The sequence below is a fragment of the Acinetobacter sp. CAU_H_S139_7 genome (assembly GCF_058599305.1).
This window is the reverse complement of sequence record NZ_CM178651.1, coordinates 1063626-1089941: the sequence shown is the minus strand read 5'-3', so window position 1 is coordinate 1089941 and position 26316 is coordinate 1063626. Positions and strand designations below refer to the sequence as shown.

The following is a 26316-nucleotide window of genomic DNA, read 5'->3' as shown; positions in this document are numbered from 1 at the left end:
AGAGATTCCTTGTACGTTAAGTTAACGCATTATACAGATTTTCTTTTTGATTTGGACCTCAGTTTAAAACAATTGCCTTAATTATCATCGGCTTCAAAACTAAGATTATGAAATTCTTATCTATTATTTCAACCAGTTAAATTAAACCATTAAAGGCTAAATTAGCCAAATTCAGAGTTCATCAAATTGCTATAAATATCAATTCTATAGAGTTTCTTATCTCATTTATCCCAAGCGGACATTTTAAAAAGCTCTCTTGCGAGAGCGATCCAACTTCAGCGATTCTTATCGTAAAGCGCCAATATAGTGATGTGACACCTGGGCACGGTAGATTTCTTCTTCAGTGGCTTCCAACTCATGTCGTGTCGTGTCGACCTGTTTAGGTTTTTCGATCACGGCGGTTTCTTCATAGTTAAAAACATCCATGACACTGTCTAAACGACTCACCAATCGAATCAGTTCAGCATCTTCTGTACTTAAAGCAAGCTCTGCCATTTGACGTGCATAACTTGGATTTTCCACCAAATACATCACATCAATTACACGCCCCGATACACGGCGCAAACGTGCATAAAGTAAAGTTGCAATTGAAAAAGCATCAGCATGACTTACAACACCGCAATCTAACTTGGTCGACATATTCATCCCCTTTCAAGTGAAAAATATTTACTGACGATCTAGCAGAAATCAGTCAGTAAATTAAACTTGCAAGGATTTAGCAAAATACGTACCAAAAACGTTATTGTTCACATGGTGATTCATTTATTTTGATATTTCCGCTGAGTAGAGGCGTATTTAAAAAACCATTCAGAGGCAAAATACGTTAAACTTTAGCGAGTTTATTTTGTTTTATTTTGGTCTCTCAAATTTATGAAAACCGCTTCGCGTTTAAGCAGCTATTGGGTTACGTGTGCCGATGGCTTAGAAACCTTACTCCAAGAAGAATTAGAAGGTTTAGGTGTTCAAAACATTGAACGTTTTCCTGGGCGTTTAGTTTTCAAAGGTACACTGGAACATGCCTATCGCATTTGTATGTGGTCGCGTCTTGCGTCGCGTGTACTCACACCAATTCATGTCCATGAGCTGGAATTTAGCCATGACGCACGTGATGTTGCTGAAGAGCTCTACGAAGGTGCAATGAACTTTGATTGGTCGCTGATTTTTGCACCACAAAGCACCTTCGCCGTTCGTTTACATATTGAACGTGAAATTAAGGTGAACAGCCAGTTTGCAACTCTACGTGTAAAAGACGGTATCGTGGATTCATTCATGGAAGCTGTCGGTAAGCGTCCAAGTATTGATATTAAGCAACCTGAAATTACCATTTATGCACTCGCAGGAAAAACTGAACACACCTACTGTTTAGACTTATCTGGTGATTCATTACATAAACGTGGCTACCGTCGTTATATGACCGATGCCCCAATTAAAGAAAACTTAGCCGCTGCGATTTTACAAAAAGCTAAGCTCCTTGCAAAAAGACCCGATATTTTCCTTGACCCAATGTGTGGTTCTGGGACGTTTATTATTGAAGCATTGATGATGCTGACTGACCGCGCACCTGGTTTAGTTCGTCGTTTCGGTTTCAATGGCTGGAATGGCCATGATCATGATCTGTGGATGAGCATTAAAGCAGAAGCTGCTGAACGTCATCAAACAGCCTTGGAACAACCTCTTCCTAAGTTCTACGCATTTGATGCAGACTGGGAAGCAGTAAAAGCCACCAAGCAAAATATTATTGCTGCTGGTTTTGAACGTGTACTTGACCAGATCCAAATCGAAGAACGGACTTTAGCCGACTGGCCGAACTTTGAAGCCGAAGGAAAAACAGCCTTTATTGTGACCAATCCTCCTTATGGTGAGCGTTTAGGTGATAAAGCCTCAAACCGTGCTTTATATTTAGGCTTATCTGCTTTACTGCAAAAGAACTTCCCAAATCAAACTGCAGCGGTTATCGCAGCAGCCGTCGAGCAAGCCGATGTATTGGCGCTGAATGACCCGCAAACCATGCGTTTGATGAATGGTAAATTACCAATTTACGTGCGTTCAGGTTCAGTTAAACCTGTTGCAGTGATCAAGCCATTCTTGGAAACATGGCAGCCGCAGCAATTTGAAGCAATTGAAGGCGCTGAAGACTTTGCTAACCGTTTGCAAAAAAATATACAGACCTTAAAAAAATGGGCTGTGAAAGAAAACATTCACTGTTTACGTTTATATGATGCCGATCTTCCAGACTTTAATGTCGCGGTTGATTTGTATGGCGAACGTTTACACGTCCAAGAATATGCGCCACCGAAAAAAATCGATCCTGAAAAAGCCAAAAAGCGTTTCAATCTTGCTTTACAGGCAATTCGTGCGGTGACAGGTTTAGGCCGTGATGCGATCTTTATCAAAACACGTGCTCGCCAAGAAGGTAAAAACCAGTATACCAAGCAAAGTACTGCTTCTAAGCGTTTTATCGTGCAGGAAGGCAAAGCAAAAATCTTAGTGAACTTAACTGATTACTTAGATACTGGCTTGTTCTTAGACCACCGTCAAATCCGCTTACGCATTGCGCAAGAAGCGCGTGGTAAGCACTTTTTGAACCTCTATAGCTATACCTCTACAGCCAGCTTACATGCAGCTTTAGGCGGTGCGGCAAGTACCACCAGCGTCGATCTTTCAAATACATATTTGAACTGGTCTAAAGAGAACTTCGTCTTGAACGGCTTAACGGTCGACCATGCAGATGAACAACATCAATTCTTTGCCAGCGACTGTTTTGAGTGGTTAAAAGAAGGTCATGAGCAATATGAGCTGATCTTTATTGACCCACCAACCTTCTCAAACTCGAAGAAATTCTACGGTACCTTTGACGTACAACGCGACCATTTATCATTGCTTAAACGTGCGATGAACCGTTTAACCACGGACGGTACCTTGTACTTCTCGAACAACTACCGTGGTTTTGAAATGGACGAAGAAATTTTAGCGTTCTTTGATGTCGAAGAAATTACCAGTGAAACCATTGGGCCAGATTTCAAGCGCAATCAAAAAATCCATCGTGCGTGGAAAATTACCCATCCAAAAAACTAATGCACTGAAGATGAAATACCCGCTGGCATTTCATCTTCGCTAAATTTTGCATTAGACAATTTTCAGATATAAAAAAGGGACGAAATACGTCCCTTTTATTATGTTAGATCATCATCTTTTACATTATTCTGTCAGGAAATTGGTTTGCCCATATTTATAATCAACTGACATTTTCATGATATTCCCTTCACGCTTCACCTGCCCTGAACTCTGCATCGTTGAAAGCATGCTTTCGATCTCTTGATCAGACATGCTGATGCCCCCTTTTTGCAGATAATTATTCATGATGCGCGAGATCATATTTTTATCAAACTGAATATCTGCTTTGTATTCCATCAAACTTGGCATCATTTTCACCATACTCATCAGCGTCGATTGATGACTCGGCATAATACGCCCCGTCACATTCGCCTGCGCAACACCGTCCCCAATAGCAAATTGGTTCTCTTTGGATTCAAAACGGAAACCTTCATTGATCACTGCCAACAAAGCAAGCTCCATATCTTTTTCCACAGTCTCTTTTGCCAAACAACTGTTTTCACTTTTCGCCAAAATATCAAACAGCGTCTGCAATTTTTGTCGGTTTATATCGAGTACATTAAAATTAAACTGTACGTTTTGAACAGCGGGCGCTGAAGGCATTTTCATTTCATCTAGACGCAATAACATTTCAGTGTTTACAACTCGGTCTGTCAGTTCACTTTGCGTTTCTATACTAAAATTCTTAAGTTCGGCATTGGTAGGTTTATTGATATCTCGATCTGACATTTTCAGTAGATCCATCTTAATTTTGGTTTCACCCGCCTCAAGATATTCACCATTCAGCCCTTGGTTACTTTCTAACTTCAGCCCCACCATTTGCAAATGTATATTTGGATCGGTGACTGTTAAATTCGGAATTTCAAGCTGTAAATCCAGTATCTTTAACTGTTGTTCGATCGGTTTTGCCCGAAACTTTAATGTCATCGGGTCTAATCTAGACTGGAGTTGAGCTTCATTGCGAGTAATCACTGGCGTAGTCAAAGTACTATTCAAAGTACCTAACCAGTTCACTTTGCTTTGTACTTTCAGCGGCTCCTTCAACAAGGACTGAAGTGCACCGGGTGCTTGCGTAATATTAATATCTGAATGAATCGCATATCCATTCCAACTCCGTTGAATATGATCCTGCCCCTTCAATTGGATCACTTCTTTCGGTTTGCATGGGTCTAGGACTAATTCAGCGGTCCAGTTTGCACTGCCATTTAAAGCACCCATTTGAAATTGTTGATATTGCAACTTTAAATCATTCGACTGTTTGATGCTGTGTTGATAATAAGCCTTCAAACTTTTATCCGCATAAAGATTCCCCCCTACTGCGACCACAGCAAGCGTAAGTACGCCTCCAATACCCCACTTCAATTGAGTCATTTCTTCTATCTCAAGTTGTTTGTTTTTTATTAAAATAAATTATAAAGAGAATCTTCGAATAAAGATAATTGTTTTGCAAATAAATCACTTAGATGCAATATCCATCACATAAATGTGAAAACTTACGTCACATTTTTGCTTAAAAGTGTCATCTTTTAACATTTCTATCACGCAATAAAAAACCCAGCCGAAGCTGGGTTTTTTAGTTTCAATGAACCATTTACACGATTAACTCATTTTCACTTTGTCAAAGCTCAACTGACCATCTTGTGCAGTGATCATAATATTGTCTCCGGCCACATAGTAACCCGACAATATTTTTTGAGCTAAGTTGTTTTCAACCTGTTGCTGGATGGCACGTTTCAATGGGCGTGCACCGTAAACGGGGTCAAAACCAGCGTCAATCAATAAGTCAAAGGCTTGATCATCCACCGTTAAGCGCATATCTTTTTCAACCAAACGATCACGTAAACGATCCAATTGGATATCGGCAATACCACGAATTTGCGCTTTTTTGAGTGAATGGAAGACCACTAACTCATCAATACGGTTGATAAACTCTGGACGGAAATGTTGCGTCACAGCATTCATCACCACTGCTCGAACTTCTTCATCCAAAGGATTATCACCCAACTCACGCACATCACTCGAACCTAAATTCGATGTCATGACGATCACAGTATTTTTAAAGTCAACCACGCGACCTTGCGAATCCGTTAAGCGACCATCATCCAACACTTGGAGCAAGATGTTAAACACATCGGGATGTGCTTTTTCCACTTCATCGAACAGCACGACACTATACGGTTTACGGCGTACAGCTTCAGTTAACACACCACCTTCTTCGTAGCCGACATAACCAGGAGGCGCACCCACCAAACGACTGACAGAGTGTTTTTCCATAAACTCGGACATGTCGATACGAATCATGGCATCGTCACTATCAAATAAGAAGTTTGCCAGTGCTTTAGTCAACTCTGTTTTACCAACACCAGTTGGGCCCAAGAATAAGAACGAGCCGCTTGGTCGGTTCGGGTCAGACAAGCCAGCACGCGAACGACGAACCGCATTGGATACTGCAACCACAGCATCATCTTGTCCGACGACACGGTTATGTAAGAACTCTTCCATATGGAGAAGTTTCTCACGTTCACCTTGCATCATTTTAGCCACTGGAATGCCCGTAGCAGCACTAACGACTTCTGCAATTTCATTGTCAGTGACTTTGTTACGCAGTAGTTTTGGCTCTTCTTTTTCCTCAACGACTTCTTCTTCATTGAGACGTTTTTCCAACTCTGGAATCACACCATACTGAAGACGCGACATTTCACCTAAGTCGTTTTCACGCTGCGCTTTTTGCAGCGCAATACGCGCCTGATCTAATTCAGCTTGAACTTGTTTGGTACCTTCAACTAAGGTTTTTTCAGCTTTCCAAACCTCTTCTAAATCATTGTATTCATGTTGAACTTCGCTAATTTGCTTTTCAAGATGAGCGACTTCCGCACGACTACCGGCATCTTCATCTTTTTTCACTGCTTCAAGTTGCAGTTTCAATTGAATCAAACGACGCTCAAGTTTATCCAAAGCTTCTGGCTTAGAGTCCAGCTCCATTTTGATACGAGAAGCCGCTTCATCAATCAAATCAATCGCTTTATCAGGCAATTGACGGTCGGTGATATAACGATGTGACATTTTCGCTGCTGCAATGATGGCAGAGTCTAAAATTTTCACACCATGGTGCACTTCATAGCGCTCTTTCAAACCACGTAAAATCGCAATGGTGTCTTCCACACTCGGCTCATCGACCAACACTTTTTGGAAGCGACGCTCTAGCGCAGCATCTTTCTCAATGTACTGACGATATTCATCTAATGTGGTTGCACCAACACAGCGTAACTCACCACGTGCCAGAGCAGGTTTCAACATATTACCTGCATCCATTGCACCATCGCCTTTACCTGCGCCTACCAGCGTATGTAATTCGTCGATGAACAAAATGACTTCACCATCCTGTTTAGACAAATCTTTCAGTACTGCTTTTAAGCGCTCTTCAAACTCGCCTCGGTATTTGGCACCCGCAAGCAAAGAACCCAAATCTAAGGATAAAACACGTTTACCTTGTAGGCTTTCAGGTACTTCACGGTTAATAATCCGCTGTGCCAAGCCTTCAACAATGGCTGTTTTACCTACCCCGGGTTCACCAATCAACACTGGGTTATTTTTGGTACGACGCGACAAAACTTGAATGGTACGACGAATCTCGTCATCACGCCCAATCACAGGATCTAACTTACCTGCAAGTGCGCGTTCAGTTAAATCAATGGTGTATTTATTCAGAGAATCACGTTGATCTTCATGATTGTTGCTCATGACTTTCTCATCACCTCGAATTTTTAAAATGACTTTTCGTAAGCTGTCTGCTTGTACGCCCACGCTGTTGAGTAGCGTTTTAGTTGCCCCCACTTCGGCCAAGGCTTGCATCACCCAATCGGTAGACAAAAACTCATCGCCTGCTTTTTGCGCGAAGCTATCTGCCAAATTCAGCGCTTTGACAGCCTCTGAACTTAAATTGACGTCACCTGTAGGATTTGTCAGTGTTGGTGCATCAGCTAGTGCTTGTTTTAATTTACTTTGTAAAGCAGGTAAATTAGCACCCGCTTGTTGCAACAAACTCAGATTGGAGGTTTCATCTAACAATGTTGATAAGATATGAATACCTTCAATTGCGGTATGGTCTTTCCCCACTGCAAGTGATTGAGCATCTGAGAGAGCTTGCTGTAAGCGGTTTGTGAATTTTTCAAATCGCATTCTTGTTTTCCTCACAATAAATTTCGAACTTGATGGATATATGGGAACAATTGCTCAAAATTCAATTCAAATTTAATTAATTTTTCTACATTTTAACTTATTTTTCATTAGTTTATCTTAATAATAAACTCATAAGACTCTGTTATAAGATGGGTCTTCTCCGCCTTATTTTCAAGCGTCACCCCACATTATTTATGTATTAAAGACCACAACGACCTATCAATCAGTGACAACCAAAATCATTTGATCAATTATTAATCAAACAAGCAACGCATTTTTCTATTTATTCGTGTGATGAATTGTGTCCCAGTTTACGGAATCAAAACAAAAGCGTGAAGCATGAAAAAGGCCGATCACCAGATCAGCCTCAAATGACTTAAAAGTCAGCGTTTAATTTGCTTCAATAATCTCAAAATCATGGGTGATTTCAACCCCACCATCCATCAACATTTTGCTCGCAGAACAGTACTTTTCTGCCGATAATTCCACGGCTTTTGCGACTTGTTTTTCCTTCACCGCATGACCCATAATCACGAAATGTAAGTGGATTTTTGTGAACACTGCAGGGATGCTATCTGCCCGCTCTGCCTTGAGTTCACAGCGTACATCGGTAATTTCTTGGCGTGATTTTTTAAGTATGGTCACGATGTCAAAAGAGGCACAACCACCCAGTCCTGTCAGGATTAATTCCATTGGTCTTGGACCACGGTTTTCACCACCATATTCTGGCGATCCATCCATGATAACACTGTGACCACTTTGAGTTTTTGCTTCGAAAGCAACATTCTCTAACCAATGAACAGTTGTTTGCATTGCAAGTACCTAAAAAAAGCTATAGATTGACGAAGTGACTGTACACTAACATAAATTGAGTTGATAAGGAATTTCAGCTCTGACTGTGTGACAAGTTCACCCTAGGTCTGTGCGATCTATATTTTATCCATTTTCGGAACCGTTAGCATGACTTCAAGCTTTTCACAATTAAGCACTGATGCGCTGTCTCCAGGTCAACTCCCCGAGTCAGTCAAAGCATTATTAAAACGCGCATATATTAATCGTTATCCTAAGCGTACCACCATCGTAGATGCAGGCTCAGAATCTAAATCTTTATATTTGATTTTAAAAGGTTCGGTCTCCATTATTCTGCGTGAAGACGATGAACGTGAAATCGTGGTCGCTTATTTAAATGCGGGTGATTTTTTTGGGGAAATGGGGCTATTCGAAGCAAACTCACAACGTACCGCTGAAGTGCGTACACGTGATGTCTGCGAAATTGCTGAAGTGACTTATGAAAACTTCCATGAACTCAGCAAACAATACCCTGACCTGAGCTATGCAGTATTTGCGCAGCTGGTACGCCGTCTAAAAAATACCACTCGTAAAGTGACTGACCTTGCATTTATCGATGTTTCAGGTCGTATTGCACGTTGCCTAATCGACCTATCTTCGCAGCCTGAAGCGATGATTTTACCAAATGGCCGCCAAATTCGTATTACGCGTCAAGAGATTGGACGTATTGTCGGTTGTTCACGTGAAATGGTTGGTCGTGTTTTGAAAACACTCGAAGAGCAAGGCATGATCGAAACTGATGGTAAAGCCATCTTAATTTTCGATGCCTCTTTAGAAGAGTCAAAAGCGAATGCTGATGACTATGAAGACGAAGAATAAGACTTTTCTTCATAGCTGATACAGCCAAAAGCAAATCTTAGGATTTGCTTTTTTTATGTCTTTAAATCTATTGCTGTTTTGACTAAATCCTGCTTTGACAAAATCATGACAAACTTTGTAAAAATAGTGATTTAACCTACTGGGCATAACTGTGTAACCTAATTCGACCGAAAAAGTGCAGTCCATAAAAGGAAATGTTGAATGCAATTTAAACCCTTAGCCAATACAGGCGTTTTGGTTCCTGAAATTTGTCTCGGCACCATGACCTTTGGTGAGCAAAACACTCAAGCTGAAGCCTTTGAACAACTTGATTATGCTTTAGCGCAAGGCATTAACTTTTGGGACACTGCTGAAATGTACCCTGTTCCTCCAAAACCTGAAACCCAAGGTGCAACCGAAAGTATTATTGGCCAATGGATTGCCCAGCGCGGTGGTCGAGACAAGCTCTTTCTAGCCTCTAAAATTGCGGGGCCATCTCAAGGTGGTAGTCATATTCGTGATGGACAGACTCGTTTTAATGCAAGCGACATTTCTTCTGCCCTAGATGGCAACCTAAAGCGTTTACAGACCGATTATATTGATTTATATCAACTACACTGGCCACAGCGCCCAACCAACTTTTTCGGCAAATTAGGCTATGAAAACAGTGAAGCCCAGAACACGCAAACCGTGACCTCTTTGCAAGAAACACTACAAGCATTAGAAGCAGAGATTCAAAAAGGGCGTATTCGTTATATTGGCTTATCTAATGAAACACCATGGGGCACCATGAAATTCCTGCAGATTGCAGAACAGCTTGGTCTATCTAAATTTGTCAGTGTGCAAAATCCATACAGCCTACTGAACCGTACTTATGAAATTGGTATGTCGGAAATTGCGAAATATGAAGGCGTTGGTTTACTCGCTTACTCCCCACTCGCTTTTGGCTATCTCACAGGTAAATTCCGCAATGGTGCACGCCCAGCGAATGCTCGCGTGACGCTTTTCAGCCGCTTTAGTCGTTATAGCAACCCAGAGAGTGAATGGGCAACGGAACAGTATGCACAATTGGCTGAACGGCATGGTTTAACGCCTACACAACTGGCTTTAGCCTTTATCAAGCAGCAGTTTTTTGTGACCAGTACGATTATTGGTGCAACCAACTTAGATCAGTTGAAAGAAAATATTCAAGCCTTTGGGATTGATTTATCGGAAGAAGTTTTACAGGGTATTCAAGCTATCCATCAACAACAACCCAACCCTGCACCCTGAGTCATACAATAAAGCATTGCTTTATTGTATGACTCAGACTAAATCTGCACTGCTTTTATTGGGTTGATAAGTGTAATGTTTGAAGCACTGCTTCATCTGTAACAAATAATTTATGATTTTCAAAATCATCAACTAATAGTAAAAAAGGACGCCTTGGCGTCCTTTTTTACTCAAAAACGAATTAACGTCTTTGATTATAAACCGCTTGAGCAGCGGCTAAGTTCTTACGCATTGCTTCAATACGTTGGCTGTTTGACGGGTGTGTCGACAGGAATGAAGAACCGCCTGCTCCATCAAGCTTATTCATTTTTTCCCACAGACTAATTGCGGCTTGAGGGTTATAGCCTGCTTTAGCCATCAACATTAAGCCACCTTGGTCTGCACGACTTTCTAGGCTACGTGAGTACGGCAAGCCAATACCAATTTGACTACCTAACTGCGCTGCTGCTGAACCCGTTTGACCTACACCTGCCGCACTTAGACCAATTCCCAAGGCCAAATCAGTTAATGCCTGCGCACCCACTTTACTCTTCGAATGCTCTTCTAAAGCATGCACCATTTCATGTCCCATGACCGCTGCAATTTCAGCATCAGTTAGGTTTAATTTATCTACAATACCCGTATAGAACACCACCTTACCGCCAGGTGCAACATAGGCATTGACCTGATTTGACTTAAGTACTGCCAACTGCCAGTCAAATTTCGTTCCAGTTTGATTCATTTGATCAGCATATGGCTTTAAGCGATTGAATACACCATAAATACGCTTATACGTTGTTGATGAGGTATCTAGGGTCTTTGTGGTCCGTGCTTCATTCACTGTTTTGTTGAAGCCTTGGGTTGCTGCTGCATTTAATGTTGCAGTATCTGCACCTGCCACTTCCGCAAAAGTTGCACAACCAGAAATGGTAACCACACTTGCTGCACACAAACTCATTAATATTTTATTTTTCATTATTGCTTAACTCCATCCATCTCAAAGCATTTTACATAATGTGCTGAATTATATTGAATAGATTTAAAGTGTTAAATATCATCACCGCGTTTTATCATAGCAATTATGTAAAAATATCTTCACAATTAAGTACAATACGCCAAATTTCAGCGGTAAAGCCTTATCTACACGCCACCTTAAACCTACTTACATAAACTGAATTAAAAGCCAATAAACCAAACACAGGATATTTAAACCCAAATACAGGTGGCTTAAAGGTTCAATTTTTTCCTCAAGGGTCGCACTTTTACGCTTTGCAAACAGAAATGCATTTTGGAGCAGAATGATCGGCACCAAGATACAAGCAATAATCACAGACAATCCAATGAGCGCACTATAAATCACGTCTGGATCGGTGGTTTGCCCTTGAATAATCATCATCGCGATTGTTGGCGCACCACCCATAGCAAAAAGTAGTGAGTAAAAAATAGTTCCCGCGATATTCTTTTGCATCCTGCCTGCTCATCTGTTTATTGTGCATTTTATTCTAACAAGCACTTATACATTATGTCGTGCTTATTCATGCAACTTTAGTCGGGAAAATCATTCAAGCTCAGCAGCTTAAATCAACACTTTTCACGCTCATGTGCAGATCTATCGCGCAAATAAAAAACCCTGTACGAGACAGGGTTTTTGTTCAATGCTTCATCGCTTAAGCGTCAAATGGATGACGTAAAACAATCGTTTCTTCACGGTCTGGACCTGTAGAAATGATATCGATTGGGCATTCGATTAACTGTTCAATGCGTTTTACATAGTTGATCGCTGCTTGTGGCAATTGATCCATTGATTTCGCACCAAACGTAGACTCAGACCAACCTGGCATTGTTTCGTAAATTGGTTTTAAAGTTTCAAATGCAAGCGCATCAGAAGAACCAACACAACCAGAATCTGCTGCTTCGTAACCTACACAGATTTTCACTTCTTCTAAACCATCAAGAACGTCAAGTTTAGTTAAGCAAATACCTGAAAGTGAGTTTACGTCTACAGAACGACGAAGGATTTCAGCATCGAACCAACCACAACGACGTTGACGACCCGTAGAAGCGCCAAATTCAGAACCTACAGTCCCTAAGTGCTTACCAATCGCATCACCTACGTCATTTGCAGCGTCATAAACCAACTCAGTTGGGAACGGACCTGCACCTACACGTGTTGTATATGCTTTGGTAATACCCAATACATAGTCAAGATGTAATGGACCCAAACCAGAACCTGAGCTTACGCCACCAGCAGTCGTATTTGAAGACGTTACATACGGATATGTACCATGGTCAACATCTAGAAGTGAACCTTGAGCACCTTCAAACATGATGTTGTCACCGTTTTTACGGTAATTATGCAGCTCTGTAGTGACATCAATCACAAGTGGTGCAACCACTTCACGCCATTGATCACACAGCGCAAGTACATCTTCTAATTTAACTGCTTCTACGCCGTAGAATTGTGTTAATTGGAAGTTATGGTATTCAAGAAGTTCAGTTAACTGAGCTTTAAGATGCTCGCCACCACGAACCAAATCTGCAACACGAATTGCACGGCGTGCAACTTTGTCTTCATACGCAGGGCCAATACCACGACCAGTGGTACCAATTTTCGCATTACCACGCTTGATTTCACGCGCTTGGTCAAGTGCAATATGGTTTGGCAAAATCAGTGGACAGTTCGGAGAAATACGTAGACGTTCTTTAACTGGTACGCCTTCTTTTTCAAGAATGTCCATCTCTTTGATGAGCGCTGCAGGAGAAAGCACCACACCATTACCAATTAAGCACAGTACGTTTTCACGTAAAATACCAGATGGAATGAGGTGTAATACAGTTTTCTTACCACCAACGACAAGTGTATGACCTGCGTTATGCCCGCCTTGATAACGAACGACCGCAGCCGCTTGATCTGTGAGCAGGTCGACGATTTTACCTTTACCTTCGTCGCCCCATTGGGTACCGAGTACCACAACATTCTTGCCCATAATAGCCTCATTGCATCATGCTGTTAAAATTGAAGAACTTCTCAGGTTTTAGCTTACCTGAAGAAGTGATTAAATTTGTTCTACAGTCCATTGACCTGCAACATTCACCAACTGGTGCGTTGCATATGGAAGCGTAGTTAAATCATCCTGCCCCAAAAGTTGAATCACACTCGTGCCTTGAGCACGCGTGTGTTCAATCGCTTGGATCAAATCTGTTTGAGTACCTTTGGGAGCAACCACAAGACTGTTTTGCTGAAAACGACCTGCACTAAGTGCATATAAGTCACAACTGAAGCCTGTTGCTGGGCGTGCACGCCCAAAGTGCTCACCAATTCCGTCATAGCGTCCACCTTGTGCCAATGGCGCAGCACGGTTTGGTGCATAAACGGCATACATTAAGCCCGTATGGTAGTGATACGAACGTAGCTCAACCACATCAATACCCATCTGAAGATTTGGCCAACGTGCTTGAATCTCAGATTGTGTGGTTTTTAATGCATCGAAAGCGTGCTTGAATTCAGCATCGGCAATGACTTCTGCACTTAAATGCGTTTGCAAGGCAGCTAAGTCACTTGCATAACGACCTAAAGTATAAAAGTCAGCACCAAAGTTTAAATCTTGGGTAAATTCAGCCAATTCTGGCAGAGCTTTACGTTGGTATAAATCAGAGAGTTGACGTTCAGTCGCTTTGCTTAAACCCGCAACCTTCACCATACTACGGAATAAGCCCACATGGCCTAAATCCAAATGGATACCGTCTGCAAAACCTGTTTTTTCAAGCAGGCTGATCATCACATCGATCAGCTCAACATCGGCATCGATGCTGTCTGAACCGAATAGCTCAGCACCTAACTGCAAAGGTGTACGCGTGGTATTAAAGCCTTGTGGTTTGGTATGTAGGACTGTTCCTGCATAGCAATAGCGAGCAACGCCTTCAACTGGATGTACATGCGCATCAATACGAGCCACTTGTGGTGTCATATCGGCACGCACACCAAGTAAACGACCAGAAAGCTGATCAATCACTTTAAAAGTGGCTAAGTCTAAATCTTGATTCGATTCTGAAAGAGAAGATAACGATTCGATGTATTCAATGAATGGCGTGTACACCAACTGATAACCTCGAGTTGCGAGGAAATCTAATGCTTGACGACGCAAAGTTTCAATCACTTGCGCCTGTTCTGGTAGTACATCAGCTACACCATCAGGTAATAACCATGTCTCTGAAATGGGCATGTTGTAAACCTAAAATCTTGTCTGCGCGGAACGAATCCGCATAAAAAAATCGGGGCACACCCGATTTCTCTTAGTCTATCACGATACAATGTGCTGTGCATTAGACAATTTCGGAAAATTTAATTTATCGTTTTGATGTCCTCATTAACAACTTTATAAATTCTTACCGATTTTGAGCGAGCTATTCAAAACATGGCTTTAGACAATGCCCAAGTATCAGAATAAATAATATTAACTCATCCTAGTGCTCTGCACAGATTGGAAAAATTCATATAAGACTTTGTTTTATATTTTATTTCCAATTATACCTGTGCTTGCACAAAAGACACATTCTTTTATACTTCAGCTCAATTTAACAGCAACAATAAATACTACGTCGTTATACCGATAACACTTTTAATCACATATTTTTTACTTGGGGAAAATTCGATGGAAATGCATAGCAACTTATATTACAGGCATGCAGATGCTCAAATCATGTCAAAGTTAGACCGATTATTTCAAGAACATCGCGGCGATGCGAGTCAATTTACGGCTTTAGTCTGTGACATCAATCCAGAACATGGTGCTGAACTGGCCGAATATATTTTAAATACCGTCGATAATATCGAGTTTGACTTAGGTCCTGAATCGCTATACTCCCTCGCGGGTTATTCCATCGCACACTTTGTCCATGGTTCATCAGGTGATGAGTTCATGGAAGCTATTTTATTCTTCCTGAAAGCCTTGCTTCCAGACATCCATGCGCAAGCATGGGGTTGCGGTGATGATGATCCTTGGGAGTTTTGGTTCAAATTTGAAGGTGATGAACTGATTCGTGAAGATGATGAACCTCTAAATGACCCTGAAGAAGATGAAGAAATTAAAGCCAGTATTTATGCATGGTGGCACGCAGATCTGCCTAAAGAAATTAAAGAAGGCTTTTTAAACGAAGAGTCATAACATCCTAAGTAGCATGACTAGAGTACAAGTCTTATCACTTTGAGTCATGCTGCCAGATTCATAGGCGATTTCACTATCAACTTTTGAGCTACCAAATCGGCAATTCTGTGGTTTGTTTGATATTTTGTAATGGAATTTCTGTTTTAATACTTTGTATATTCGGGATTTTATTTAGACGATGGATTTGAAACTGTCGATAGGCATCTAAGTCTGCAACCACAATACGTAAAAAGAAATCACAATCCCCTGCCATTAAATGACACTCGACCACTTCAGGAACTTCACGAATCGATTCAACAAATTGGTTCACCGTTTGCGGATCCTGACTTTTTAGCCAAATGCGTGCAAACACGGTCAAACGCAGATTCACCTTAGCTGGATCAACCAAAGCCACATAAGCCCGAATAATCCCGTCTTCTTCTAGCTGCTTTACTCGTCTTAAACACGGTGAGGCAGACAATCCAATGCGCTGAGCCAACTCATTATTTTGAAGTTTTCCATCAACTTGTAGCACTTGCAATATACGTTTATCGGTTTGATCCATAAATTTCACCTCCTAAAGCATAATTTTGCTCATATTTAACCAATTACAGCATATTATTCCAAACAAGCCCTATATTAAGCTAAATAAAGCAAAAAATATCTTCGGAAAAAGCCTAAACTTATTCACCTACTGCACCAAAACCTAGCACGCATAGGCGATTTAAAATGTTCTCCCTTAGAAATACGACTCAAGAACTCAATGACTCTACAGATTACGTCGAGTTTAAACGTGGTATTAAAACATCTATCCCCATGCTGCTGGGCATTATTCCTTTTGCTTTGGTCCTAGGAACACAAGCCACTCAAAAAGGCTTTAGCCATTTAGAAGTTCCATTATTTACGGGCCTAAACTTTGCGGGCGGTTCCGAGTTTGCCGTGCTCGAGGTCTGGACCAATCCACCAAATTTTCTCGTTTTAATTTTCATTACTTTTTTAGTCAATAGCCGTCATTTGCTCATGGGTGCAAGTCTCGTGCCCTATTTACGCCATTTGCCTAATCGACAGGTTTTCCCTGCCCTGTTTTTCATGTGTGATGAAAGTTGGGCCGCAGCTCTTGCCGATGCAGAACAAAAGAAAAGATTTGGGTTACAACAGGCCTTTAGCATGTCCTACTACGCAGGCATCTGTTTTGCTCTGTACTTGATGTGGGTCAGTTTTACCAGCTTAGGTGCCATTCTTGGTCCTTTGCTAGGCGATGTTCACCGTTATGGGTTTGATATGGCCTTTGCTGCAGTATTTCTGGTTTTACTGCGTGGCATGTGGAAAGGCTTTAGCGCCGCACGCCCTTGGCTTATCAGTCTAATCAGTGCGGCCATTGCTTATTTATATTTACCGACAGGCTGGTATGTGCCTATTGGTGCAATCTGTGGTATCGCCTCTGCATTCTTATTTATTCAGGAGGATGAGCTATGATCCACAGCACGACACTTGTCGCAATTTTATTGGTCGCAGCCACCACTTATCTGACGCGTATATTGGGCTATGTTTTGCTGAAAAATAAAGCTTTAAGCAACAAACAACGAAAGATTTTGGAAGTTGTTCCGGGCTGCGTACTTATTTCAGTAATTGCACCTTATTTTGTCAAAGACAATGTCGCAGATCTACTCGCCATTGCCATCACTCTAATTGCAGCTTCACGCTTTTCACTTTTACCAACCGTTGTGATTAGTATGCTGAGCGCGGCATTATTACGTACCGTGCTCATCTAAACTTAATTTTTAGCGTTCTGGTTGTACGGCTTTAGCGAGAATATTCACCAATTCAGCGTTTTGTAGTTCAACTTTTTGCAACTTAGACGTAGTCTGCTCGATCACTTCCTGTTGCACATGCATCTTTTTTGCAAGATCTTGCATAATTTCCAAGGTCTTTTTTAAATTCTCTTCAAGATGATGTACTTTTTCTTGCAGTTGATTTTGCTCTACGCTTGGATCGGTTTTATCTGCCTGATTTTTAAATTGAAACCAAATTAAAACCACAACAGCAACCGCCAATAACAAAATAAACCCCCAAATTAAGATCAACATAAGCACCGCTCTACATTATTTTCGTTTATAAATTCATGATAACCACAAGTCTGTATTCGGTCTATGCCTATCATCTTGTTTTCAGAGTAAAAGATGCTAAAAATAAAAAATCTTTAGGCTGCTGACGCACTAAAAGATTCACACAAATCTAATAAGCGATTTGCATAGCCCCATTCATTGTCATACCACGCAAAGACTTTGGCTTGATGCCCGACCACCATGGTTTGCGTTAAATCAACAATGAGTGAATAGGGTGAATGGTTAAAATCCGAAGACACCAAGGGTTCATCCGTCACATCCATAATTTCACGGTAGTCTGACTTCGCCGCTTGAATCAGCACTTCATTAATTTTATGGTCGGTAATTGGTGTTTGCGAAATAAAAGTCAAATCAATTGCAGCCACATTAATCGTTGGTACACGGATGGAATAACCATCAATACGATCGGCCATTTTTGGCATGACTTGTTTTAAAGCACCGAGGGCTGACGATGTGGTGGGAATAATATTTTGACCTGAAGCACGAGCACGTCTTAAATCACGATGCGCATGATCTAATACAGACTGATCGGCAGTCACTGCATGAATTTCGGTCATGAGCGCAGTATCAATTCCAAAAGCATCATCAATGATTTTAACCAAAGGTACTAAGGCCTGTGTGGTACATGACACACTGGAAATGATTTGGTCACTGGCTTTCACCTCATGGTGATTCACCCCATACACAATGGCGGCATCAACCGAGTCAAAAGGTGCCGCGCCAATAATGACCCGCTTTGCACCTGCACTGATATGCCCTGTTGCTGCTTCACGCGAGCGAAATAAACCTGTGCACTCTAGAACCACGTCTACATGGAGACTTGCCCAAGGTAAATCTTGCGGGTTTTCCTGACGCAAGACTTCAACTTTAAGTTGTGCTTGATTATTTGATAAATGCAGATAAATACGTTCATTTTCATAACTTAAATCGACTTTTCCCGGAAAGCGCCCATGCGTGGTGTCATATTTAAATAAATGCAATAAGGTTTCTACATCTGCTACATCATTTACTGCGACGATTTCAAACTGAAAGTTCTTTGGATTTTCAAACCAAGCGCGTAGTACATTACGTCCGATTCGACCAAATCCATTTATCGCCACTCGTTGCATGACTTGCCCTTATTTATAAAATGATGAAAGATAAAGCAGGCCTATATTAATGGATTTATACAGATTTGGTTAAGCTTTCTTTTTCTATCATCCATCAGTGAAGATGGTGAATATGAACCCTTAAGTCATAAATTGACCGGCCTGACAACCTCGCACTAATCAACTCATTTCCACGAAATGATATAAATATCCAACAATAACAAGCAAAATCTTAGAACTATCGAATACATAGAAATGTCATCAATTCGCCTTAAAGTGATTGGTGCAACATCCTTTTTCCGTTATAATTTGGCGTTTTAAAATTTTTAAGCCAGTATCTGAAGTCAGCATATTTAGAATAAGACTTTCTTCAGCTACTATTAGCCAAATCGAAATTATGGAGTGACTTGGTTGTGAGTACTCGTTTTATGACATCAGCTGAAATTCGCGAAGCTTTTTTAAGCTACTTTGAATCGCAAGGGCATACACGTGTCGCGTCGAGTTCTCTAGTTCCCGCCAACGACCCTACTTTGTTGTTTACCAACGCGGGTATGAACCAATTTAAAGATTGTTTCTTAGGCCTAGAAAAACGTGATTATGTACGTGCAGTGTCTTCACAAAAGTGTGTCCGCGCAGGTGGTAAACACAACGACTTAGACAATGTCGGTTATACCGCACGTCACCATACCTTCTTTGAAATGTTAGGTAACTTCTCATTTGGCGACTACTTCAAACGTGATGCAATCAAATTTGCATGGGATTTTCTCACTGGTGAAGCTTGGTTAGCACTGCCTAAAGACAAACTCTATGCAACGGTTTACCACACTGACGACGAAGCATTTGACATCTGGAACAAAGAAATTGGTTTAGATGCATCTCGTATTATTCGTATTGGCGACAACAAAGGCGGCCAATACGCATCAGATAACTTCTGGGCAATGGGTGATACAGGTCCTTGTGGTCCATGTTCTGAAATTTTCTTTGACCATGGCGACCATATTTGGGGTGGCTTACCAGGCACACCTGAAGAAGATGGCGACCGTTTCATTGAAATCTGGAACAACGTCTTCATGCAGTTCAACCGCACTGCAGATGGCGTATTACACCCTCTTCCGGCGCCTTCTGTTGATACAGGCATGGGCTTAGAGCGTATTTCTGCAGTTTTACAACACGTTAACTCAAACTACGAAATTGACCTGTTCCAGCACTTACTCAAAGCGGCCGCTGAAATTATTGGTTTAGATACCGCTGCACTTGAAGCAGAAGCTCGCGAAAAAGGTACACCTGTTCAGTACCCTGCATCACTTAAAGTGGTTGCGGATCACGCACGTTCATGTTCATTCCTGATTGCTGATGGTGTAAACCCATCAAATGAAGGCCGTGGTTATGTACTTCGCCGTATTATTCGTCGTGCAGTACGTCATGGTAATAAGCTGGGTGCAACAGGTTCATTCTTCCATAAAATGTTGCAACCTTTAATTGAAGTGATGGGTCAAGCTTACCCAGAACTTGAAGCACAAAAGGCACGTATTGAAGCGCAATTACTGAAAGAAGAAGAGCAATTTGCTAAAACCTTAGAGCAAGGTTTGAAATTGCTTGAAGGTGAATTGGCTCAACTGAAAGGTTCTGTAATTCCAGGTGAAGTGGTGTTTAAACTGTATGATACTTACGGTTTCCCAACTGACCTGACTGCTGACATCGCTCGTGAACGTGATTTAACGATTGATGAAGCAGGCTTTGAAGTTGAAATGGCAGCTCAACGTCAACGTGCACGTGATGCAGGTAAATTCGCAATTGACTACAACTCTGTTGTTAAAGTTGAAGGCGAAACTCAGTTTGACGGCTATGACGCAACAGTTGGCGAAGGTCAAATTATCGCGATCTATAAAGATGGCGAACAAGTTGATGAAGTCGTTGAAGGTGACGAAGCCCTCATCGTACTGAACCAAACCCCGTTCTATGCAGAAAGCGGCGGTCAAATTGGTGACACGGGTATTTTCAAAAACGACACGGGTATTTTTGAAGTCCAAGACACCAAGAAATCGGGCGGCGCTTTTGTACACCAAGGTATCGTGACTGTAGGTAGTATTAAGATTGCTCAAAATGTTGAAGCGATTGTAAAAGCAGACATTCGTGCAGCAACTGCACGTAACCACTCTGCAACTCACCTTTTGCATGCTGCACTCCGTCAAATTCTAGGTGAACACGTACAACAAAAAGGCTCATTGGTTGCGTCAGACATCTTACGTTTTGACTTTGCCAACGATCAGCCTGTTTCATTTGAACAACTTCAAGAAATTGAACGTTTAGTGAATGCCGAAGTGATTGCAAACAGCCCTGTTACCACTGAACTTCTCGACATCGAGTCTGCAAAGGCTAAAGGTGCGATGATGTTGTTCGGTGAAAAATATGGCGATGAAGTTCGTGTACTTTCAATGGGTTCAATCATTGAAGAGAAAAACTTCTCAATCGAGCTGTGCGGTGGTATTCACGTTAAACGCACAGGCGACATTGGCTTGTTTAAAATCACTTCTGAAGGTGGTGTAGCTGCGGGTGTACGTCGTATTGAAGCGGTAACAGGTACCAAAGCCATTGAAATTACTCAAAAAGCCGACCGTGATATCAATACTATCAATGGTTTATTGAAAGCTCAAAAGGACCAAACTTTAGAAAAAGTTGAAGCCTTAGTCGACACAACATCAAGCTTGCAAAAACAGATTGAGCAACTCAATCAAAAACTTGCCAGCTTCCAAGCTGCTGAACTGCTTAGCCAAGTTCAAACGCTTGCGGGTCGTCAAACGCTAATCACGACTGTTCAAAACATGGATGCGAAATCACTTCGCAACCTACATGACGGTGTGAAATCAAAATTAGAAAATGCAGTCATCGTACTTGCTGGTGTTGAAGGTGACAAAGTTAGCCTGATCGCCTCTGTAGCAAAAGACTTTACTGCTTCTATTAAAGCAGGTGACATCATCAAACATCTAGCAACTGAGCTTGGTGGTAAAGGTGGTGGCAAACCTGACTTAGCACAAGGTGGCGCGCCACTAAACGAGAAGTTTGCAACAGTGATGGCAGATTTAACTGCTTGGCTTGAAGCGAAATAAAACTTCACCTTTTGTGTAACTGACCCTGAATGATGCATTCAGGGTCATGGTTTATATGGAACAACTATGGCATTAATCGTTCAAAAATATGGCGGTACCTCTATGGGTACTCCAGAGCGCATTTTAAATGTTGCTCGTCGTGTAAAGCGTTGGCATGACCACGGCCACAAGGTTGTAGTGGTTGTATCAGCAATGAGTGGCGAAACCAATCGTCTACTTGCTTTAGCGAAAGCCATTACCGAAACCCCTGACCCACGAGAATTAGACCAAATGGTTTCTACGGGTGAACAGGTAACGATTTCAATGTTAGCAATGGCGCTCAATTCTATTGGCGTTGAAGCTAAGTCACTTACGGGTCGCCAAGTCGGGATCAAAACGGACAATGCGTTTACCAAAGCACGTATCGAGTCGATTGATACCGATACCATGACTGCGCATTTAGATGCTGGTCGTGTGATTGTGGTTGCTGGTTTCCAAGGCTTTGATGCCGATGGTAACACCACCACGCTCGGCCGTGGCGGTTCAGATACTTCGGGTGTAGCACTTGCTGCGGCATTAAAAGCAGATGAATGCCAAATCTATACAGATGTAGATGGCGTTTATACGACTGACCCACGTGTTGCACCAAAAGCGAAAAAAGTAGACCGTATTTCATTTGAAGAAATGCTGGAAATGGCATCACTTGGTTCAAAAGTTCTACAAATTCGTTCAGTTGAATTTGCAGGAAAATACCAAGTGCCTTTACGCGTATTATCAAGTTTTGATAATGACGATGATGGCGCATTCGACGAAGAATTTAAAAAGAACGTCGGAACACTAATCACCACTGAGGCGGAAGACAACATGGAACAACCAATTATCTCTGGTATCGCATTTAACCGTGACGAAGCTAAACTTACGATTCTAGGTGTTCCTGATGAACCAGGTATTGCATCTAAAATTTTATCGCCAATTGGTAATGCCAACATTGAAGTGGATATGATTATCCAAAATGTTGAAGAAGATGGTACAACTGACTTCACCTTCACGGTAAACCGCGGCGAACTTGCAAAAGCAACAAAAATTCTTCAAGAAACTGCTCAAGCCATTGGTGCGCGCGAAGTTGCTACACGTGACGACATTGTTAAAGTGTCAATCGTAGGTGTGGGTATGCGTTCACACGCAGGTGTTGCAAGTAAAATGTTCACTGCCTTGGCTGATGAAGGCATCAACATTTTGATGATCTCAACTTCAGAAATCAAAATTTCTGTGATTATTGAAGAAAACTACCTAGAACTTGCTGTACGTTCTCTACACACTGCTTTCGGTTTAGACCGTGAACATGGTGAATCAAGCGCACGTGCTTAAGCAATCTTGCGAAAAACTTGTCATTGTCTGACAGTTTTTGCAAAAGACTACAAAAATCAGGAGCCACTATAGTTTTTTCTATAGTGGCTCTGTTATATTAAGCCCGAGGCTTTCTTAAATTTAGATGAATGTTATACCTAATGTCACTAGATATCTAAAAATTCAAGTGTCATGCGGTTGTATTAAACATTTGTTTAAATTTTTTTAAATACAAAAAATTATGTATTTTACTTTAGTACAACTGCAGGTTTAGCGTTTTGCAAGGAGATAAACATGCTGATTTTGACCCGACGCGTCGGTGAAACATTAATGATTGGGGATCAAGTAAGTGTTACTGTACTTGGTGTCAAAGGCAACCAAGTTCGTATTGGTGTCAATGCTCCCAAAGAAGTATCTGTACATCGTGAAGAGATTTATCAACGCATTCAGCATGAACGTGCAATGCATGAACATCTTCAACATCTTGATCAGGATTACCAGCCTGCATTTGAAGATGAAGGTGCACAGCAGAATAATTTCAATCGTTAAGATTGAAACATTCAGATATAAAGCGGCCCGATTGGCCGCTTTAAATTTTTATATAGCCTCTTTTTGCTCAAGCGTCTCGATCACTTTCTTTACAGGCCCAAAACTACGACGATGCTCGTCAATGACCCCATGTTCAGCAATCGCTTCAAAGTGCGCTTTGGTTGGATAACCTTTATGTTTGGCAAAACCAAACTGAGGGTATTTTCGATCCATCTCAATCATTTGATGGTCACGTGTCACTTTCGCCAAAATACTCGCTGCTGAGATTTCAGCATGTAAAGCATCCCCACCCACAATTGCCTCACAGCTCATGCTTAAGCCTTGTGGAATTTTATTACCATCAACCAAAACATGTTCGGGCTGTATTGCAAGCTGTTCAACCGCGCGGCGCATCGCAAGCAAAGATGCTTGTAAAATATTGATCTCATCAATTTCAGCAGCACTCGCCTCAGCAATCGCCCAAGCCAATGCTTTTTCCTGAATTTCGACAAAAAGTTTTTCACGTTTTTTTTCGGTCAGTTTTTTGGAATCATTTAACCCTTGTATCGGGTTATTCGGGTCTAAAATTACCGCAGCAGCGACCACTGAACCCACCAAAGGGCCGCGCCCTGCCTCATCTGCACCTGCAATTTGCATTTTTTACTCTCATAAAAAATGGCTGATCAACAGCCATTTTAAAAACTTAACAATTTATTCGGCTTAGTTTAGCATTTCAGAGGCGCATGTGGCTGTTGTTTTTGTTGCTGCTAAAGCGCCATAGGTTGCCTTTGCTTTGGGATCAATTGCCGCCAAAGCCAACTGTTCTTTAGATAACACTTTGGGTGAGTTATCACCCACACAGTTACATACTTCACGTTTTTTCTTTTGTTTTTGGTCTTCTGATAACAGCTTACTGCCCATGATCCATGTCGGATTAGTTTCGATTTCATCCATACATTTTGCATGTGAGACCATTTTAATAGCCGAAATTCCATCATCATCTGAGCTAGATAAAGGATTCGACACACACGCGGAAAGCATAAGCGAGCCAAACAAACAGAGAATTAACTTATCATTTTTCATACAGATACACCCTTTGTTGTAAAAGAAATAAGGCTTCAATTGTTATTATTCACATCAATATAAAAGATAAACACCAAAAAGTACAAAAAAACCGCAAAGAAGCGAAGCATGTCCCCCGCTTCTTTGATATATCACAACTTAATTCACCGCTTCAGCCACACATGCATTGATGGTTTTGGTCACAGCATTGCTAATAATGGTTGTACGCGCCGCAGGGTCAATAGCCGCTGTTGCCACATCGACAGCCGTAATATTTTGTGGGGCTTTTTCACTTACGCAACCACAAATTTCGGTTTGAATATCGGTTTTTTGGTCAGCCGTCATAAATCTGGTTGCTGTTTTCCATGCTGGCAGATTATTCAACTCAGTCGTACATTTTGCATTAATGGCAATTTTAAGCGCTGCTGTACCCAGTTGTTGCGTGGTGGTCGTCGTATTGGTCGTTGCCATATCAGTCGCTGTACAAGCCGAAAGGATCAAAGCCAAAGGAGCAAGCACTGCAATCATTTTTTTCACGGAGTTATCCATTTATAACAGTTAAAGTGCGCGTATTTTGCCGAATCTTTGCTATTTACGGAAACACTATTTCCATGCCATTTTAATATCTTTCGCTTATTGCACAGTTTTAGATCAGTCATGCGCCATTGGTCTGTGCAGCGTTGCAGAATATCAACGCTATGTTGCATCTACTACATTTTTGACCTATCTATAGTTCTATAAAATAGCGCAACATAAAAATGGATGTGAATCTAATGAACTCGGCAAATATCCATTACACGCGTACCGCTCAAATTCTGCATTGGCTCATGGCAATTATCTTTATTGCTGCTTGGCTGATTGGGTTTTATAGCGGAAACTTCCTCAGTTATGATGCTGATGGTAGCTTTAAAGGGGATGTCATTACCTTACATAAGAACATTGCAACCACAATTATTTTTCTAGTGGTGATTCGTATCTTTTGGCGTTATACCCACCCTGCACCCAAACTTCCAGACAGTATGTCACCATTAATGCAAAAAATGGCACACCTCGGTCATTTGGCTTTATATTTCATTTTGTTGGCTTTGCCAATTACTGGCTGTTTATTTAGCTGGAGTGCTGGGCACCCTGCGCCTGTATTGTACCTTTTTGAAATTCCCCGTTTAGTACAAGACAACCCAGAGTTACTCGCGATCGTGAAACCTTTACATATCTGGATTTCATGGGCAGCAGGATTGCTGTTGGTAGGTCATATTGCAGCAGCACTGAAACACCACTTTATTAATAAAGATAATGTGTTAAATAGCATGACCAAACAAGCAAAGTAATACTAAGTTGAACCAGCCTAAAAGCATCAATCTGTTGCTTTTAGGACTTCATCCACCACACATCCTTTCAGCGTATTCAACACACCCTGTTGTACCACCTGTTTTTTGACTTGTTCATCAACTACGGCATGTAGCAAGATTGTTGCTGGAATATCCTTTAATGCATTTTCACCCACGCAACCACAGATTTGCGTTTGGAGCTGATTCTTTTTCTCTTCACCAAGCAATGCTGTACTGACTTTCCACAACCTTGTCGCTTCAAGCTCTACACCGCACTGATACACCACCACTGGCTTTAGTAGTTTTTGCGTTAACCCAGTATCCGTTTTGAGCAAATAAACTGCAAAGAGCACAAAAATAACCACAAGCACCGCAATCATTTTTTTCATATCGACCTCACATAAAAAAGACAGAGC

The 26316-nt window shown here is 41.5% G+C and carries 25 protein-coding genes; 10 read left to right on the top strand and 15 right to left on the bottom strand.

Annotated elements, in window-relative coordinates; all coding sequences use genetic code 11:
* Positions 1 to 285: 285 nt before the first annotated feature.
* Positions 286 to 639: a hypothetical protein gene (locus tag AC4MC0_RS05370; RefSeq protein WP_335997866.1), complete on the bottom strand. Its 354-nt coding sequence runs from the start codon at positions 637 to 639 to the stop codon at positions 286 to 288.
* Positions 640 to 870: 231 nt separating this feature from the next.
* On the opposite strand from AC4MC0_RS05370, the gene rlmKL reads away from it, so the two are divergent.
* Entirely contained in the window at positions 871 to 3075 is a 2205-nt protein-coding gene (gene rlmKL, locus AC4MC0_RS05365; protein ID WP_335997868.1) for a bifunctional 23S rRNA (guanine(2069)-N(7))-methyltransferase RlmK/23S rRNA (guanine(2445)-N(2))-methyltransferase RlmL, read from the top strand.
* Between the two features lie 123 nt (positions 3076 to 3198).
* Here rlmKL and AC4MC0_RS05360 read toward each other — a convergent pair whose 3' ends face one another.
* The 3 genes from AC4MC0_RS05360 to AC4MC0_RS05350 form a co-directional block, all read right to left on the bottom strand.
* On the bottom strand, positions 3199 to 4485 hold the full coding sequence (locus tag AC4MC0_RS05360; RefSeq protein ID WP_491887329.1) for a DUF945 family protein: 1287 nt from the start codon (positions 4483 to 4485) through the stop codon (positions 3199 to 3201).
* Between the two features lie 228 nt (positions 4486 to 4713).
* The gene (clpB, locus tag AC4MC0_RS05355) at positions 4714 to 7293 is read right to left on the bottom strand and encodes an ATP-dependent chaperone ClpB (RefSeq protein WP_078426236.1); all 2580 of its coding nucleotides are present in this window, start codon (positions 7291 to 7293) and stop codon (positions 4714 to 4716) included.
* Between the two features lie 390 nt (positions 7294 to 7683).
* Positions 7684 to 8106 (bottom strand): OsmC family protein, encoded by a 423-nt coding sequence (locus tag AC4MC0_RS05350; protein WP_078426237.1) that lies wholly within the window; start codon positions 8104 to 8106, stop codon positions 7684 to 7686.
* A 147-nt stretch (positions 8107 to 8253) separates the two neighbouring features.
* On the opposite strand from AC4MC0_RS05350, the gene crp reads away from it, so the two are divergent.
* Both crp and AC4MC0_RS05340 read left to right on the top strand, forming a co-directional pair.
* Positions 8254 to 8961, top strand: a complete 708-nt coding sequence (gene crp / locus AC4MC0_RS05345) for a cAMP-activated global transcriptional regulator CRP (RefSeq protein ID WP_004696183.1) — start codon at positions 8254 to 8256, stop codon at positions 8959 to 8961.
* A gap of 201 nt (positions 8962 to 9162) precedes the next feature.
* On the top strand, positions 9163 to 10212 hold the full coding sequence (locus tag AC4MC0_RS05340) for an NADP(H)-dependent aldo-keto reductase (RefSeq protein ID WP_491887328.1): 1050 nt from the start codon (positions 9163 to 9165) through the stop codon (positions 10210 to 10212).
* Positions 10213 to 10393: 181 nt separating this feature from the next.
* Here the strand turns inward: AC4MC0_RS05340 and AC4MC0_RS05335 are convergent, their stop codons facing one another.
* The 4 genes from AC4MC0_RS05335 to AC4MC0_RS05320 all read right to left on the bottom strand — a co-directional run bounded on the left by AC4MC0_RS05335 (position 10394) and on the right by AC4MC0_RS05320 (position 14414).
* Positions 10394 to 11167 (bottom strand): M48 family metallopeptidase, encoded by a 774-nt coding sequence (locus tag AC4MC0_RS05335; RefSeq protein ID WP_004696181.1) that lies wholly within the window; start codon positions 11165 to 11167, stop codon positions 10394 to 10396.
* A 186-nt stretch (positions 11168 to 11353) separates the two neighbouring features.
* Positions 11354 to 11659, bottom strand: coding sequence for a hypothetical protein (locus AC4MC0_RS05330; protein WP_004696180.1), 306 nt, complete (start codon positions 11657 to 11659; stop codon positions 11354 to 11356).
* Between the two features lie 199 nt (positions 11660 to 11858).
* On the bottom strand, positions 11859 to 13178 hold the full coding sequence (locus AC4MC0_RS05325) for an adenylosuccinate synthase (RefSeq protein ID WP_114836827.1): 1320 nt from the start codon (positions 13176 to 13178) through the stop codon (positions 11859 to 11861).
* Between the two features lie 69 nt (positions 13179 to 13247).
* Entirely contained in the window at positions 13248 to 14414 is a 1167-nt protein-coding gene (locus AC4MC0_RS05320; protein ID WP_491887327.1) for an ATP phosphoribosyltransferase regulatory subunit, read from the bottom strand.
* A gap of 429 nt (positions 14415 to 14843) precedes the next feature.
* On the opposite strand from AC4MC0_RS05320, the gene AC4MC0_RS05315 reads away from it, so the two are divergent.
* Positions 14844 to 15356: a hypothetical protein gene (locus tag AC4MC0_RS05315; protein ID WP_491887326.1), complete on the top strand. Its 513-nt coding sequence runs from the start codon at positions 14844 to 14846 to the stop codon at positions 15354 to 15356.
* A gap of 88 nt (positions 15357 to 15444) precedes the next feature.
* Here the strand turns inward: AC4MC0_RS05315 and AC4MC0_RS05310 are convergent, their stop codons facing one another.
* Positions 15445 to 15900: an Lrp/AsnC family transcriptional regulator gene (locus AC4MC0_RS05310; protein WP_125273521.1), complete on the bottom strand. Its 456-nt coding sequence runs from the start codon at positions 15898 to 15900 to the stop codon at positions 15445 to 15447.
* A gap of 164 nt (positions 15901 to 16064) precedes the next feature.
* Here AC4MC0_RS05310 and AC4MC0_RS05305 point away from each other — a divergent pair, with 164 nt between their 5' ends.
* Entirely contained in the window at positions 16065 to 16811 is a 747-nt protein-coding gene (locus AC4MC0_RS05305; RefSeq protein ID WP_029575069.1) for an AzlC family ABC transporter permease, read from the top strand.
* Complete coding sequence (locus tag AC4MC0_RS05300; RefSeq protein ID WP_490753115.1) at positions 16808 to 17107, top strand: AzlD family protein; 300 nt, start codon at positions 16808 to 16810, stop codon at positions 17105 to 17107. The genes AC4MC0_RS05305 and AC4MC0_RS05300 overlap by 4 nt, the downstream gene beginning before the upstream one ends.
* 9 nt (positions 17108 to 17116) lie before the next feature.
* Here the strand turns inward: AC4MC0_RS05300 and AC4MC0_RS05295 are convergent, their stop codons facing one another.
* Together AC4MC0_RS05295 and gap are read right to left on the bottom strand one after the other, a co-directional pair.
* On the bottom strand, positions 17117 to 17422 hold the full coding sequence (locus AC4MC0_RS05295) for a hypothetical protein (protein ID WP_490753116.1): 306 nt from the start codon (positions 17420 to 17422) through the stop codon (positions 17117 to 17119).
* A 113-nt stretch (positions 17423 to 17535) separates the two neighbouring features.
* Positions 17536 to 18570 (bottom strand): type I glyceraldehyde-3-phosphate dehydrogenase, encoded by a 1035-nt coding sequence (gene gap, locus AC4MC0_RS05290; RefSeq protein WP_491887325.1) that lies wholly within the window; start codon positions 18568 to 18570, stop codon positions 17536 to 17538.
* 392 nt (positions 18571 to 18962) lie between these two features.
* On the opposite strand from gap, the gene alaS reads away from it, so the two are divergent.
* From alaS to csrA, 3 genes are all read left to right on the top strand, one after another.
* Positions 18963 to 21656, top strand: a complete 2694-nt coding sequence (alaS, locus tag AC4MC0_RS05285; protein ID WP_335997885.1) for an alanine--tRNA ligase — start codon at positions 18963 to 18965, stop codon at positions 21654 to 21656.
* Between the two features lie 66 nt (positions 21657 to 21722).
* Positions 21723 to 23003 carry an aspartate kinase gene (locus AC4MC0_RS05280; protein ID WP_005400573.1) on the top strand — a complete coding sequence of 427 codons (1281 nt, stop codon included), beginning with the start codon at positions 21723 to 21725 and terminating at the stop codon, positions 23001 to 23003.
* Between the two features lie 273 nt (positions 23004 to 23276).
* Positions 23277 to 23531 (top strand): carbon storage regulator CsrA, encoded by a 255-nt coding sequence (gene csrA / locus AC4MC0_RS05275; protein ID WP_004982340.1) that lies wholly within the window; start codon positions 23277 to 23279, stop codon positions 23529 to 23531.
* 48 nt (positions 23532 to 23579) lie between these two features.
* Here the strand turns inward: csrA and rnhB are convergent, their stop codons facing one another.
* The 3 genes from rnhB to AC4MC0_RS05260 form a co-directional block, all read right to left on the bottom strand.
* Entirely contained in the window at positions 23580 to 24167 is a 588-nt protein-coding gene (gene rnhB, locus AC4MC0_RS05270) for a ribonuclease HII (RefSeq protein ID WP_491887324.1), read from the bottom strand.
* A gap of 63 nt (positions 24168 to 24230) precedes the next feature.
* Complete coding sequence (locus AC4MC0_RS05265) at positions 24231 to 24593, bottom strand: hypothetical protein (protein ID WP_335997892.1); 363 nt, start codon at positions 24591 to 24593, stop codon at positions 24231 to 24233.
* Between the two features lie 138 nt (positions 24594 to 24731).
* Positions 24732 to 25109 carry a hypothetical protein gene (locus tag AC4MC0_RS05260; protein WP_279665761.1) on the bottom strand — a complete coding sequence of 126 codons (378 nt, stop codon included), beginning with the start codon at positions 25107 to 25109 and terminating at the stop codon, positions 24732 to 24734.
* Between the two features lie 236 nt (positions 25110 to 25345).
* Between AC4MC0_RS05260 and AC4MC0_RS05255 the strand changes: the two genes are divergently transcribed.
* Positions 25346 to 25900, top strand: a complete 555-nt coding sequence (locus tag AC4MC0_RS05255) for a cytochrome b (protein ID WP_439328825.1) — start codon at positions 25346 to 25348, stop codon at positions 25898 to 25900.
* Between the two features lie 26 nt (positions 25901 to 25926).
* Here the strand turns inward: AC4MC0_RS05255 and AC4MC0_RS05250 are convergent, their stop codons facing one another.
* Complete coding sequence (locus tag AC4MC0_RS05250; protein WP_205667786.1) at positions 25927 to 26289, bottom strand: hypothetical protein; 363 nt, start codon at positions 26287 to 26289, stop codon at positions 25927 to 25929.
* Positions 26290 to 26316 lie beyond the last annotated feature (27 nt).

What these genes read in the sequence shown, in the direction of transcription:
- AC4MC0_RS05370 (WP_335997866.1), bottom strand. Translation starts at nt 639, where the DNA reads ATGTCGACCAAGTTAGATTGCGGTGTTGTAAGTCATGCTGATGCTTTT.
- rlmKL (WP_335997868.1), top strand. Translation starts at nt 871, where the DNA reads ATGAAAACCGCTTCGCGTTTAAGCAGCTATTGGGTTACGTGTGCCGAT.
- AC4MC0_RS05360 (WP_491887329.1), bottom strand. Translation starts at nt 4,485, where the DNA reads ATGACTCAATTGAAGTGGGGTATTGGAGGCGTACTTACGCTTGCTGTG.
- clpB (WP_078426236.1), bottom strand. Translation starts at nt 7,293, where the DNA reads ATGCGATTTGAAAAATTCACAAACCGCTTACAGCAAGCTCTCTCAGAT.
- AC4MC0_RS05350 (WP_078426237.1), bottom strand. Translation starts at nt 8,106, where the DNA reads ATGCAAACAACTGTTCATTGGTTAGAGAATGTTGCTTTCGAAGCAAAA.
- crp (WP_004696183.1), top strand. Translation starts at nt 8,254, where the DNA reads ATGACTTCAAGCTTTTCACAATTAAGCACTGATGCGCTGTCTCCAGGT.
- AC4MC0_RS05340 (WP_491887328.1), top strand. Translation starts at nt 9,163, where the DNA reads ATGCAATTTAAACCCTTAGCCAATACAGGCGTTTTGGTTCCTGAAATT.
- AC4MC0_RS05335 (WP_004696181.1), bottom strand. Translation starts at nt 11,167, where the DNA reads ATGAAAAATAAAATATTAATGAGTTTGTGTGCAGCAAGTGTGGTTACC.
- AC4MC0_RS05330 (WP_004696180.1), bottom strand. Translation starts at nt 11,659, where the DNA reads ATGCAAAAGAATATCGCGGGAACTATTTTTTACTCACTACTTTTTGCT.
- AC4MC0_RS05325 (WP_114836827.1), bottom strand. Translation starts at nt 13,178, where the DNA reads ATGGGCAAGAATGTTGTGGTACTCGGTACCCAATGGGGCGACGAAGGT.
- AC4MC0_RS05320 (WP_491887327.1), bottom strand. Translation starts at nt 14,414, where the DNA reads ATGCCCATTTCAGAGACATGGTTATTACCTGATGGTGTAGCTGATGTA.
- AC4MC0_RS05315 (WP_491887326.1), top strand. Translation starts at nt 14,844, where the DNA reads ATGGAAATGCATAGCAACTTATATTACAGGCATGCAGATGCTCAAATC.
- AC4MC0_RS05310 (WP_125273521.1), bottom strand. Translation starts at nt 15,900, where the DNA reads ATGGATCAAACCGATAAACGTATATTGCAAGTGCTACAAGTTGATGGA.
- AC4MC0_RS05305 (WP_029575069.1), top strand. Translation starts at nt 16,065, where the DNA reads ATGTTCTCCCTTAGAAATACGACTCAAGAACTCAATGACTCTACAGAT.
- AC4MC0_RS05300 (WP_490753115.1), top strand. Translation starts at nt 16,808, where the DNA reads ATGATCCACAGCACGACACTTGTCGCAATTTTATTGGTCGCAGCCACC.
- AC4MC0_RS05295 (WP_490753116.1), bottom strand. Translation starts at nt 17,422, where the DNA reads ATGTTGATCTTAATTTGGGGGTTTATTTTGTTATTGGCGGTTGCTGTT.
- gap (WP_491887325.1), bottom strand. Translation starts at nt 18,570, where the DNA reads ATGCAACGAGTGGCGATAAATGGATTTGGTCGAATCGGACGTAATGTA.
- AC4MC0_RS05280 (WP_005400573.1), top strand. Translation starts at nt 21,723, where the DNA reads ATGGCATTAATCGTTCAAAAATATGGCGGTACCTCTATGGGTACTCCA.
- csrA (WP_004982340.1), top strand. Translation starts at nt 23,277, where the DNA reads ATGCTGATTTTGACCCGACGCGTCGGTGAAACATTAATGATTGGGGAT.
- rnhB (WP_491887324.1), bottom strand. Translation starts at nt 24,167, where the DNA reads ATGCAAATTGCAGGTGCAGATGAGGCAGGGCGCGGCCCTTTGGTGGGT.
- AC4MC0_RS05265 (WP_335997892.1), bottom strand. Translation starts at nt 24,593, where the DNA reads ATGAAAAATGATAAGTTAATTCTCTGTTTGTTTGGCTCGCTTATGCTT.
- AC4MC0_RS05255 (WP_439328825.1), top strand. Translation starts at nt 25,346, where the DNA reads ATGAACTCGGCAAATATCCATTACACGCGTACCGCTCAAATTCTGCAT.
- AC4MC0_RS05250 (WP_205667786.1), bottom strand. Translation starts at nt 26,289, where the DNA reads ATGAAAAAAATGATTGCGGTGCTTGTGGTTATTTTTGTGCTCTTTGCA.